Consider the following 11454-nt stretch of genomic DNA (forward strand, 5'->3'; position numbering starts at 1 on the left):
CGGCTGATGGTTCTTTGCTGTGCAGGGAACTAAACGCCCGAGGGCAAGATAGGGAGCAGCGGCGGCTATTGCGAGCCCTCGCGGCGGGATTCGGGCTCATCGGACTCTTCGTCCGGCTCCTGCTCGTCCCGCGGGGCAGCGGCATCCTCGTCTTCTTCCAGGGCAATATCGGAGCCGAAGTCCTCGGCGACGGCCATATCGATTTCGCTCTCGTCGAGCGCATCCTCTTCTTCGGGCTCGTCGCCTGCGTCGGTGTCGTCGGCATCGCCAATCTCGGTCAGCATCCCGCGCGCGGAGAGCGCGGTCAGCGCCGGGCGTTTGTCCAGCAGGCCCGCCGCCTTCAACTCGTCAATGCCCGGCAGTTCGTCAACGCTCTCCAGACCGAAGTGGTCCAGGAAGGCTGGCGTCGTGCCCCAGGTCACCGGTCGGCCCGGCGTCCGGCGGCGGCCGCGCGGGCGTATCCAGCCCGCCTCAAGCAGCAGGTCCAGGGTTCCCTTGGAGATGGCAACGCCCCTGATCTCCTCGATCTCAGCGCGCGTGATCGGTTGGTGGTAGGCGCAGATCGCCAGCGTCTCGACCGCCGCCCGGGACAGCTTGCGCGTCACCTCCTGCTCCAGCTTCATGTGAGGCGCGAGATCGGGCGCCGTGCGAAAGGCCCAGGCGTCTCCGATCCTTTGCAGGCTGACGCCGCCATTGGCGTAGCGCTGCATCAACTCATCAAGCAGCGGTTCCAGTTCCACCTCCTCCGGGAAGTGGCGTTTCAGGTCCTTCAGCGTCAGCGGTTTCGCCGAGGCGAACAGCAGCGCTTCCAGAAGCCGCAGGTTGTCGAAGCCCCCGCTCATGACCCCTCACTCTTGCTGCGCAGGTAGAGGGGACCGAAGGCGCCATCCTGCCGCAACTCCAGCTTGCCCGACTTCGCAAGCTCCAAACTGGCTGCGAAGGTCGAGGCCACGGCGGAGCGGATCATCAGATCATCGCGCAGGTCGCGAGGCAGGAAGGAACTCATTTCGCTCCAATCCGGAAGGTTGCCCAGGAAATGCGTCAGACGCTGCAAAGCATCCTCGACGCTGTAGAGATCGAAGGCCTGCACCTGGAGGCTGCTGGCCTTGACCCTGGCGTGGTGTCGCGTGTAGCCGCGCAACAGTTCGAACAGCGATACGTCGTAGCGGGTGTGCTGCACCGTCTCCAAACGCTCGGGCTCCCCGCGCGCGAAGATCTCGCTGCCCAGGCGCGGGCGCTCCAGCAGTTGCTTGCCCAGTCGCTGCATGGCCTCCAGCCTTTGAAGCTGGAACCGCAGGGCGGCGGCCATGGCGACGGCGGAGGGCTCTTCGCCCTCCTCTTCCTTCTGGGTCGGCAGTAGCAGCCGCGACTTCAGGTAAGCAAGCCAGGCCGCCATCACGAGGTAATCCGCGGCCAGTTCCAGACGCAGTTTCTTGGCCTGACGAATGAACTCCAAGTACTGGTCGGCCAGTTGCGTCATGGAGATCTGAAGGATATCCACCTTCTGATCGCGGGCCAGTTCCAACAGCACGTGAATCGGACCCTCGAAGCCCTCCAGATCGAGCTTCAGCACGCCCTCCAGGTCGAGGGGTGCATCCTCCTCGAAGCCGTCCGGCGTTCTGCTGTCGTCTTCGGCCATGCTATCGCCCGCTTCCTAGACCGCCGCCGGCGCCGAGGCCAGCAATCGGTTGAGTTCATCGCTCAGCGCCGCGCGATCCAGGACTTCCTTTGCATCCCGCCGCGTCGCTTCGCCTCGCTCCAGGCGTTGCTTCGCCGCCTGGGTCAGGCTGGCGCTGCCCTTGGCGACCTTCGCCATTTCGGCCCGGTCGCCATTGCAATGAAGCACGAGATCGCAACCCGCCTCCAGGGCCAAGGCGGCCCTCGTCTCGAACGCGCCGCCCAGGGCCTTCATGGAGAGGTCATCGCTCACCAATACACCATCGAAGCCGATCTCCTCGCGCAGGAAGCGCAGGGCCTCCGGCGACTGCGTTGCCGGCCGCTGGGGGTCAAGCGCATCGTAAACGATATGCGCGGTCATGCCCCAGGTCGCATCCTTCAAGGCGCGGAACGGTTTGAAGTCGCTTGCCTCCAACTCATCGAGGCTGGCTGAGACGCGCGGCAGCGCCTCGTGACTGTCTTCGCCCGCGCGGCCATGTCCGGGCAGGTGCTTGATCACCGGCAGGACGCCAGCCGACAAGAGACCCTCGCAGACGCTGCGGCCCAGGGCTGTCACCCGGTCCGGATCCGAACCATAGGAGCGGTCCCCGATGATGTCATGCGCGCCTTCGACCCTGAGGTCCAAGACCGGCGCGCAGTCCACGGTGATTCCCGCCTCGATCAAATCCAAGCCCATCAGGGCGGCGTTCGCCCGGCAGGCCGCCACCCCAGCCTTCGGATCGCGGGCATGGAGCTCTGAGAAGCATTCTGCCGGCGGCGCCTTGCGCCAGCTCGGCGGCCCCATGCGCTGCACCCGCCCGCCTTCCTGATCGATCAGGATCGGTGCATCCTGACGCCCGACGCAGTCGCGCAGCTCCAGGGTCAGGGCGCGAAGCTGATCGGGGCTCTCCACGTTGCGCGCGAACAGGATGAACCCAACAGGGTTCGACTCCCGGAAAAATGCTTTTTCCCAGTCGTTTATTTGTGTTCCTTCAAGTCCGAAGATTGAAGCCAGCAAGGGTTTTTCTGCGCCTCCCGTCCTACGGTGAGACCACGAGGCAGGGTTGCTCCCGGCCCTTCAGGACATCGCACAGGTCCGCCGCCGTCTCCCGGCTTGGCAAGGGGCCCGCCTGGATACGGTGGAAGGTGCCACGCCCCTCGATCTCCACCGTTTCGGTGAAGAGGGTGAGGTTGCCAAGCAACTCGGGATGCAACCCCTGCAGCCTGCGCCACTCCCGCTCAGCCGCTGAGGCATCCTGGACGGCGGCGAGTTGGACCTGGTAACCGCTCACCTGTCCGACCTGAGCCTGCTGCGTCACGCCAGGGTCGGGTGTGGGGTCGGGTGTGGGCGCAGACGCCGCCTCGGAATTTGCTTCGGGTGCCTCGGGCTTCACCTCCGGCAAAGGATCAGCTTCAGCCGCCGGATCGCTGCCGCCGCTTTCCAACTCGGCCGTCTGGATCATCTGGCCGATGGGATCCTCGGAGGGCGCGGGGGCCGTGCCCTCTGCTTGAGTTTCGGCTATTTCGGGCGCTGCCGCGGGTGCCGGCGCCGCCGCGGGTTCCGGCATGGCTTCCAGGGGCAGAGGCTCTTCCGGCGGGGGAACGATGCGCTCCACCCCCTCCTCGCTGCCGTTCAGGACGAGGCTGTCCTGGTAGGGAACCTCAAGCCCGCCCCGCTCATCGGGAAGCGTTTTCTCGGGACCTTCGGCGGCGCGGACGATGGGTATCTGCCCTTCGCCGACCTCGCCGACGCCCCAGGAATAGGCGTACCAGACGATCCCGCCGAAGAGCGCCAGCACCGCCAAGGCGGAAAGCCGGGCCAGCCAGCGCGCGCCACGCGACCGCTTGCGGCTCGCCTGCCTGGCGCGCCGCTGTTCTTCTTCATTGATCACAGGGCGCTCTCCCGCGTAGAGCGCTTCTCGTCTGCCGTAGTCGTCCCCTGACGGCATCTCACATCTCCTCGACCGGCTGGACCCCCATGAGCTTGAGCCCGGAGGCGATCACCGTCGCCAGCGCCTGCACGAGGGCCAGGCGCGCGCCCGTCAGCTCAAGATCGTTGGGTTGCAGGAAGCGCAAGGTCGTGTCGTCCCTGCCCTTGTTCCAGAGCTGATGGAAGGCAGCGGCCAGATCGTAGAGGTAGAAGGCGATGCGGTGCGGCTCATAGCTTTCCGCCGCGCCTTCGACGACCTTCGGCCAGCCCGCCATCAACTTGATCAAAGCAAGCTCGTCGGGGTCGGTCAAGCGATTGTGGGCCTGACCGGCCAAAGCCACATTATCTTGTGGAATTTCCGCCACTTCCGAGGCAGCGTGCCGCAGCACCGAGCGGCAGCGCGCATGGGCGTACTGGACATAAAAGACTGGATTCTCGCGACTCTGCTCCAGCACCTTCTCGAAATCGAAGTCCAGGTGCTGGTCCGACTTGCGCGTCAGCATGATGAAGCGGAGAGCGTCCTTGCCCACCTCCTCCACCATGTCGGCGAGGGTGATGAAGGTGCCGGAGCGTTTCGACATCTTCACCGGATCGCCGCCGCGCAGCAGCTTGACCAGCTGACAGAGCACGATGTGCAGCTCGCCCTGGCCTTCGGTCAGCGCCTTGACGGCGGACTTCATGCGCTTGACGTAGCCGCCGTGGTCGGCGCCCCAAACATCGATCTGAAGCGCGAAACCGCGCTGGAACTTGTCGAGGTGATAGGCCATGTCGCCCGCGAAGTAGGTCCAGGCGCCGTCCGACTTGCGCAGCGGACGGTCGACGTCGTCGCCGAACTGCGTCGCTCGGAACAGGGTTTGCGGGCGCGGCTCATAGTCTTCGGGCGTCTTGCCTTTCGGCGCCTCCAGGATTCCCGTGTAGAGCAGGTCGCGCTCTTCCAGGAAAGCGACCACCCGCTCCACGCCCCCGGCTTCCACCAGGGCGCGCTCGGAACTGTAGACTTCCTGATGGATGCCGATCAGGTCGAGGTCGGCCTTCACCCGGTCCATCATGGCCGCAATCGCGAAGGCCCGAACCTCAGGCAGCCAGGCTTCCTCCTCCGCGTTCAGCCACTTGTCGCCGTCCCTCTCGCTCAGGGCCTTGCCGACGTCTTTCAGGTATTCGCCGGGATAGAGGCCGGGCGGAATCTCGTCGATGGCCTCGCCCAGAGCCTCGCGGTAGCGCAGATAGGCGGACCGGGCCAGGACGTCCACCTGCCCGCCGGCGTCGTTGATGTAGTACTCGCGCGTGACCGCGAACCCGGCTTTGTCGAGAAGAGAGGCAAGCGCATCGCCCACCACCGCGCCACGGGCGTGGCCGACCGTCAGCGGCCCCGTGGGATTGGCCGAGACATACTCGACGTTGACCTTGCGGCCCCCTCCCATATCGCTCTCACCATAGGCTTCCCCTGCTTGGAGAATGTCGCGCAAACGCTCGTGCCAGAAGCCCGGCGCGAGCCGCAGGTTGATGAAACCGGGGCCGGCGACTTCGCCCGCCTCGACGATATCCCAGACAGTCATGCGCGCCAGAAGCCGATCGGCCAGATCGCGCGGCTTGAGGCCCGCGGGCTTCGACAGCACCAACGCGGCGTTGGTCGCGACGTCGCCATGGCTCGCATCGCGGGGCGCTTCGACCACGCAGCGCTCCAGCGGCAGGCCGTCGGGCAAAGCGCCTTCGGCGACCATCGCCTCCAGTTCAGTCTGAAGTCTATCTTTTAGGTAATTGAAAAGATTCATTTCTCTGACAGCGCATTCAGATCGAAAAGGCGCCGGTGCTCCTTCATGGCGTAGGAATCTGTCATGCCAGCGATGTAGTCCGTCACGATCTGGGCGCGGGCCGCCGCCTCGTTCGTCTCCTCGGCCTCCGCGCGCCAGCCGTCCGGCAGGCATTCGGGTTCGGCCAGATAGCACTGGAAGAGGTCGGAGACAATCCGTCTCGCCTTCCGCCGCGTGCGATTCACCTTGGTGTGCCGGTAGAGATGGGTCAGCAGGAAGCCCCGCAGGCCCCGGTCCTTCTCCCGCATGGCCTCCGAAAAGGCGACCAGCGGCCGGCCCAGCGCCCTGACATCCTCTGGCGAGGCAATTTGCGCTTCGTCGGCCCGGCGGCGGGTCTCGGCGATCAGGTCGTCCACCATGTGGGTGATCATGCGGCGGATCACTTCGTAGCGCTGGCGCGCGGCGTCGGCGGCCGGATGAAGCGCCCGGACCTGCCGGTAGAGATCGCCCACCAGGGGCACCTCGTCGAGTTGCTCTTCGGTGATGAGGCCGGAGCGCAAGCCATCGTCCACGTCATGGCTGTTGTAGGCGATGTCGTCGGAGAGAGCGGCGACCTGAGCCTCGGCCCCCGCATGCTCGTTCAGTTCCAGCCGCCATTCCCGGTCGAAGGCGGCAATGCGCGGGCGCAGTGGGCGGTTCCCCTCCCCGCCCAGCGGCCCGTTGTGCTTGGCCACGCCCTCCAGCGTCTCCCAGGTCAGGTTCAGACCGTCGAAGTCCGCGTAGCGCTGCTCCAGTTCGGTCAGGATGCGGAAGGTCTGTTCGTTGTGGTCGAAACCGCCGAAAGGCTCCATGGCCTCCTGAAGCGCATCCTCCCCGGCGTGCGCGAAGGGGGGATGGCCCAGGTCGTGGGCCAAAGCGCAGGCCTCCGCCAAGTCTTCATCGAGTCCCAGGGCCCGCGAGATCGAGCGGGCGATCTGCGCCACCTCCAGCGAATGCGTGAGACGGGTTCGATAGTAGTCGCCCTCGTGGACCACGAAGACCTGGGTCTTGTATTGAAGCTTCCGGAAGGCCCCGGCATGCAAGATGCGGTCGCGGTCGCGCTGGAAGGCAGAGCGCGTATGGCTCTCATCCGTCGCGTAGCGCCGCCCCCGGCTGTTCTCCGGGCGGCAGGCATAGGGGCTGAGGTACGGCTGGTTCATGGCGCGAAACCTACTCTAGAAGCATCGCGCCGGGCAAAGGGCTTTGACAGAAGGAAGAAGCTTCTTACATTTAGGGGTGCCGGACGACAGAGACACAAGACCACACCGGAGTCGAGGAGTTACAACGCAGTCATGAGCGACGTCGCTGAGATGCAGGGACTGACCCTGAGCGCCAATGCCGCAAAGCGCATCGCCTGGCTTATGGAGCAGGAAGGCGACGAGGCGCTGATGCTGCGCATTTCGGTGTCAGGCGGCGGCTGTTCGGGTTTCCAGTACGGCTTCACCTTCGACGATGCCGTCAACGCCGACGACCTGACCTTTGAGCGGGACGGCGCGAAGATCGTCGTGGACGAGGTTTCGATACAGCTGCTGGCGGGCGCCGAGGTCGACTTCGTGGAAGACCTGATGGGCGCCTACTTCAAGATCGACAACCCGAACGCGACCGCCTCCTGCGGCTGCGGCACGTCTTTCTCCATCTAGAAGGCTGCGGCTGACAGAGGCCGCCGCTGTTGCTAGATTGCCGGTCCCGCGCCACCCGAATGGGGCGCGGGACTTTTCGTTTCGCCCCTAAGGTCCTGTCATGGTCAAGATCGCCACCTGGAACGTGAACTCCATCAATGCCCGGCTGCCGAACGCCGAAGCCTGGCTGAAGGCCGCCGAGCCCGACGTGGTGCTGCTCCAGGAGATCAAGTGCGAGAGCGACAAGTTCCCCGCCCTCGCCTTCGAGGCCCTGGGCTACAAGGCCCATGCCCATGGCCAGAAGAGCTACAACGGCGTCGCCATTCTCTCCAAGGAAGCGATCGAGGATGTGCAGGAAGGCCTGCCGGGTGGCTCGGATGACAGCCAGGCCCGCTATCTTGAAGCGACCACCTTCGGTCTGCGCGTCGCCAGCATCTATCTGCCTAACGGCAATCCCGCGCCCGGCGAGAAGTACGACTACAAGCTCGCCTGGATGAAGCGCCTGAAGGCGCAGGCCGAAAGCCTATTGAAGAGCGAGCAGCTTGTGGTGCTGGGGGGCGACTACAACTGCATCCCGCAGCCCGAGGACTGCCACGACCCCAAGGCCTGGGCCGACGACGCCCTCTTCCTGCCACAGACGCGCCAAGCCTTCCGGGAGATCCTGAACCTCGGTTATGCGGAAGCTTTCCGCGAACTGCACCCCAGCAAGATCGACTATAGTTTCTGGGACTACCAGCGGGGCGCCTGGCAACAGGACAAGGGCATCCGCATCGATCACCTGCTGCTCAGCCCCCAGGCGACGGACCGGCTCGTCGCCTGCGAGATCGACCGGGGACCGCGCGGTGAGGAGAAGGCCTCCGACCACACGCCCGTTTGGTGCGAACTGGAGCTATAGACGCCATGCCAAGCGAACCCCAGGACAAGAGCGCGCTGTCCGGCGAGTTGGACCGTTTCCTGTCGAGCCACCCGCAAGCACGCAGCTTCACCATGATCTACACCGACCTCTGCGGTGTGCAGCGGGGCAAGATTCTGCGCCGGGAAGAGTTGGCGGCCACCTATACCCATGGCCGGCCCTTCCCTGAATCCATCACCGTCCTGGACGTGACCGGCGAAGACGTGCCGGAAACCGGGCTCTGCTTCGACCACGGCGATCCGGACAAGCCCGCGCGGCCCATTCCGGGAAGCCTGCTCCTCTCCCCCTGGGCCGGGCCCGAGGCAGCACAGTTCCAGGTGACGGTGGAAGAACCCGATGGCCGCCCCTTCTTCACCGATCCCCGCGCCATTCTGGAGCGTGTGGTCGACCGCTTCGCGGCCCTGAAGCTCAGACCCGTGGTCGCCGTGGAGATGGAGTTCTACCTGCTGGACCTCTCGGCGGCTGCCGAACACCGGGCGCAACCGCCGCGACCGCTGAACGGCCAGGCCGCTCCCAGCAAGCTGCAGGCCAACCTTCTGAGCGACCTGGAAGACTTCCAGCCCTTTTTCGCGGAGCTCTATCAGGCCTGCGAGGTCCAAGGTCTGCCCGCGCGGACCCTCTTGAGCGAATACGCGCCAGGCCAGATGGAACTCGTTCTCCAGCACCGCAGCGACGCCCTGCTCGCCTGTGATGAGGCGATACGCTTGAAACGGGCCATCAAGGGCGTCGCCGCCAAGCATGGCCTCTGCGCCTGCTTCATGGCCAAGCCCTATGCGCAATACAGCGGCTCTGGCATGCATCTCCACGCCTCGCTCGAAACCGAAGCGGGCGAGAACCACTTCTCGAGCGAGGACCGGCTCGGCAACGAGGCGCTGCGCCATGCCATCGGCGGCCTGAAGGCCACCATGGGGGACGCCATGGCGATCTGGGCGCCGGGCGGCAACTCCTACCGCCGCTTCCGCCGCTCCTCCTACGCACCGCTCGCCGCCTGCTGGGGCGCTGACAACCGCACCGTCAGCCTTCGCATTCCGGGCGGCCCCGCCGCGTCGCGCCACCTGGAGCACCGCGTCGCGGGCGCAGACGCCAACCCCTACCTGGTGGCCGCCGCGGTTCTGGCGGGCATGCACAAGGGGCTCGTGGAGAAGATCGACCCCGGCGCGCCGGTCGAAGGCAATGGCTATGAGCAGGAGCACCCCGCCCTGCCCGGCAACTGGTTCGCCGCGCTCAGCGCCTTGAGGGAGTCGCGCTTCCTGCGCGACTACTTCGGAGCGGACTCGCTGGAGGTCTATGCCGCGCTCAAGGAAGGCGAGGCAGACCGTTTCTTCGCCGAGCCCACGGCCCTTGACTTCCAGTACTACCTGAGGACGGTTTGAGGGTGGCCGGGGAGGACCAGAGGGTCACGGGCGGCTGCGCCTGCGGCGCGCTCCGCTATGAGGCGGGGCCGGTTCAGGCGGTCGACGCGTGCCATTGCGGGCAATGCCGCCGCGCCAGCGGCACGACGCCGGTCGTCTGGGCCACGGTCGCCAGCGCCACTTTCCGATGGGTCAAGGGTGAGCCGCGCTACTATCAGTCTTCCGACCATGGTCGGCGCGGGTTCTGTGCTGTTTGCGGAACTCCCGTGATCTTTGATTCGAGCCGCTGGCCCAAGGAACTGGACCTGACCATCGGCAGCTTGGACGAGCCGGAAGCCCATCCTCCGCAGCGCGAAAGCTTCCTGCATGACAAGCTGTCCTGGGTCCGCGCCGACCCCGCCCTGCCACAGCTTCCCGGGGAACTGCCCGGCGAAGACGACTGACGCCCGGGCGCGCGCTCCATGTTCATTCCCCTCTACGACCGCAATCCGCATCTCAGGATCGAGCGGCCCTATGTCACCTACGGCCTGATGGCGCTCTGCATCGTCGTGTTTCTCTATCAGGTGAACGGCAGCGCCCGCGATTTCCAGGAGAGCGTCTTCGCCTACGGGTCGATCCCCGCGCTGGTCTTCGGAAACGCTGAACCCGCGCCCTGGATGGTGGCGCCCTACCTCTCGCTCCTGACCGCCAACTTCCTGCATGGGAGCTGGTGGCACCTGATCGGCAACATGCTGTTCCTGAGGGTTTTCGGCGACAATGTCGAAGACGCCATGGGCCACGGCCGCTTCTTCGCCTTCTATCTGATCTGCGGCATCGGGGCGATCCTGGCGCACGCCATCGCGCAGCCCGGATCGACCATGCCCGTAGTGGGCGCGAGCGGCGCCGTCTCCGGCATCATGGGCGCCTATCTGCTGCTGCACCCACGGTCGTCGATCCTGACGCTGATCGGCTGGCTGATCCTGCCGGTGCCCGCCTTCATCCTACTGGTGGTCTGGATGGGCTTTCAGGTCTTCAGCGCCCTGGGAGACGGCGGCGCAGGCGCTTCGGTCGCCTGGTGGGCGCATATCGGCGGTTTCCTGCTGGGTATGGCGCTGACCCCCTTCTTCAAGCGCGACACGGCACCCTATGGCGGCATCACGGGCATCAAGAAGGGGATACGGATGAAGCGCCCGCCGAGGGGCTCAGACGACCCGCCGAAAGGTCCCTGGAGCTAGCCCGCCAAGGCGGGGTCGCCGCCGTAACGGGCCATGAGGTCCTCCACCCGCTCTGGCGGAATCTTCTCGAACAGGATCGGCGGCACCTGAAAGGCATGCCCGGCCGGCAGCGCCTGAAGCTCCTCCTTGACCGGCTTTGCAGGCCAGTCGGGCGCATCGCCGGGTAGCCCAAGGCTTTCCAGAAGCTGGCCAGCCGCCCGCGGGATCACCGGATGGGCCAGAACCGCGAAGAGCCGGATCAGGTTGATCGCCACGCGCACCGAGAGGGCGGCGGCTTCCGGGTTCTCCTTGATCGCCGACCAGGGCGCCGCTTCGGTCAGGTATTCATTGCCCAGCACCCAGATCGCACGCAGGTCGGCCAGCGCCTTGCGCACCTGCACCGCCTCCATGTTCTCCGCATAGCGCTTGACGAGCTTCTCCAGATCGGCGGCGAGCTTGTCTTCCGCCGCGCCCCATTCGCCGCCCTCCGGCACGCTTTCGCCGAAGCGCGCAACGGTGAACTTCAGCGTGCGGTTGACGAAGTTGCCCAAGACATCCGCCAGGTCCTTGTTGACGCCATCGGCGAAGGCCTGCCAGGTGAAGGAGCTGTCCGAGCCCTCCGGCGCATTCGCCATGAGCCAATAGCGGTAGTAGTCCGCCGGGAACTCCTCCAGCGCCTTGTCCATGAAGATGCCGCGCTTCTGGCTGGTGGAGAACTTGCCGCCATAGTAGGTCAGCCAGTTGAAGCCCTTGATGAAGTCCACCTGCTTCCAGGGCTCGTGGGAGCCGATGATGGTGCAAGGGAAGCTGACGGTGTGGAACGGCACGTTGTCCTTGGCCATGAACTGCACATACCGCAGGTCCTTGGCCTCGTTGTCCCACCAGGACTTCCAGTCGCGCTCCTCGGGCGCTTCATCGCCCCATTCCTTGGTCGAGCCGATGTACTCGATCGGCGCATCGAACCAGACGTAGAAGACCTTGCCCTCGAAGCCCTCCCGGTC

Annotated in this window: 12 protein-coding genes; 5 read left to right on the plus strand and 7 right to left on the minus strand. The window is 65.6% G+C overall.

The window, feature by feature from the left end:
• Positions 1-65: 65 nt before the first annotated feature.
• Genes scpB through P8X75_11460 form a run of 6 tightly spaced genes read right to left on the minus strand, consistent with a single transcriptional unit; the run spans position 66 to position 6536 of the window.
• Positions 66-842, minus strand: a complete 777-nt coding sequence (scpB, locus tag P8X75_11435; GenBank protein ID MEJ1995800.1) for an SMC-Scp complex subunit ScpB — start codon at positions 840-842, stop codon at positions 66-68.
• Positions 839-1639, minus strand: coding sequence for a ScpA family protein (locus tag P8X75_11440; GenBank protein ID MEJ1995801.1), 801 nt, complete (start codon positions 1637-1639; stop codon positions 839-841). Before P8X75_11440 ends, scpB begins: the two co-directional genes overlap by 4 nt.
• Positions 1640-1654: 15 nt before the next feature.
• On the minus strand, positions 1655-2674 hold the full coding sequence (nagZ, locus tag P8X75_11445) for a beta-N-acetylhexosaminidase (protein ID MEJ1995802.1): 1020 nt from the start codon (positions 2672-2674) through the stop codon (positions 1655-1657).
• A gap of 22 nt (positions 2675-2696) precedes the next feature.
• Positions 2697-3605, minus strand: coding sequence for an SPOR domain-containing protein (locus tag P8X75_11450; protein MEJ1995803.1), 909 nt, complete (start codon positions 3603-3605; stop codon positions 2697-2699).
• Position 3606: 1 nt separating this feature from the next.
• Positions 3607-5358: an arginine--tRNA ligase gene (gene argS, locus P8X75_11455; GenBank protein ID MEJ1995804.1), complete on the minus strand. Its 1752-nt coding sequence runs from the start codon at positions 5356-5358 to the stop codon at positions 3607-3609.
• Positions 5355-6536 (minus strand): deoxyguanosinetriphosphate triphosphohydrolase, encoded by a 1182-nt coding sequence (locus P8X75_11460; protein MEJ1995805.1) that lies wholly within the window; start codon positions 6534-6536, stop codon positions 5355-5357. The genes argS and P8X75_11460 overlap by 4 nt, the downstream gene beginning before the upstream one ends.
• Positions 6537-6668: 132 nt before the next feature.
• Here P8X75_11460 and erpA point away from each other — a divergent pair, with 132 nt between their 5' ends.
• The 5 genes from erpA to P8X75_11485 all read left to right on the plus strand — a co-directional run bounded on the left by erpA (position 6669) and on the right by P8X75_11485 (position 10474).
• A complete protein-coding gene (erpA, locus tag P8X75_11465) occupies positions 6669-7016 on the plus strand; it encodes an iron-sulfur cluster insertion protein ErpA (GenBank protein MEJ1995806.1) in 348 nt (115 codons plus the stop codon).
• 100 nt (positions 7017-7116) lie between these two features.
• Positions 7117-7890, plus strand: a complete 774-nt coding sequence (gene xth / locus P8X75_11470; GenBank protein ID MEJ1995807.1) for an exodeoxyribonuclease III — start codon at positions 7117-7119, stop codon at positions 7888-7890.
• A gap of 5 nt (positions 7891-7895) precedes the next feature.
• Entirely contained in the window at positions 7896-9281 is a 1386-nt protein-coding gene (locus P8X75_11475) for a glutamine synthetase family protein (protein MEJ1995808.1), read from the plus strand.
• A 2-nt stretch (positions 9282-9283) separates the two neighbouring features.
• Positions 9284-9703, plus strand: a complete 420-nt coding sequence (locus tag P8X75_11480; protein MEJ1995809.1) for a GFA family protein — start codon at positions 9284-9286, stop codon at positions 9701-9703.
• Positions 9704-9721: 18 nt separating this feature from the next.
• Positions 9722-10474, plus strand: a complete 753-nt coding sequence (locus P8X75_11485; GenBank protein ID MEJ1995810.1) for a rhomboid family intramembrane serine protease — start codon at positions 9722-9724, stop codon at positions 10472-10474.
• Here the strand turns inward: P8X75_11485 and P8X75_11490 are convergent.
• The coding region (locus P8X75_11490) for a class I tRNA ligase family protein (protein MEJ1995811.1) at positions 10471-11454 on the minus strand (984 nt) is incomplete at its 5' end. The two genes, P8X75_11485 and P8X75_11490, sit on opposite strands and share 4 nt — an antisense overlap.

It is taken from the genome of Limibacillus sp. (genome assembly GCA_037379885.1).
Lineage (GTDB): Bacteria > Pseudomonadota > Alphaproteobacteria > Kiloniellales > CECT-8803 > JARRJC01.

Bases quoted from the DNA above. Each gene is read 5' to 3' on its own strand.
- scpB (MEJ1995800.1), bottom strand. From the start codon at position 842: ATGAGCGGGGGCTTCGACAACCTGCGGCTTCTGGAAGCGCTGCTGTTC.
- P8X75_11440 (MEJ1995801.1), bottom strand. From the start codon at position 1,639: ATGGCCGAAGACGACAGCAGAACGCCGGACGGCTTCGAGGAGGATGCA.
- P8X75_11450 (MEJ1995803.1), bottom strand. From the start codon at position 3,605: ATGCCGTCAGGGGACGACTACGGCAGACGAGAAGCGCTCTACGCGGGA.
- argS (MEJ1995804.1), bottom strand. From the start codon at position 5,358: ATGAATCTTTTCAATTACCTAAAAGATAGACTTCAGACTGAACTGGAG.
- P8X75_11460 (MEJ1995805.1), bottom strand. From the start codon at position 6,536: ATGAACCAGCCGTACCTCAGCCCCTATGCCTGCCGCCCGGAGAACAGC.
- erpA (MEJ1995806.1), top strand. From the start codon at position 6,669: ATGAGCGACGTCGCTGAGATGCAGGGACTGACCCTGAGCGCCAATGCC.
- xth (MEJ1995807.1), top strand. From the start codon at position 7,117: ATGGTCAAGATCGCCACCTGGAACGTGAACTCCATCAATGCCCGGCTG.
- P8X75_11475 (MEJ1995808.1), top strand. From the start codon at position 7,896: ATGCCAAGCGAACCCCAGGACAAGAGCGCGCTGTCCGGCGAGTTGGAC.
- P8X75_11485 (MEJ1995810.1), top strand. From the start codon at position 9,722: ATGTTCATTCCCCTCTACGACCGCAATCCGCATCTCAGGATCGAGCGG.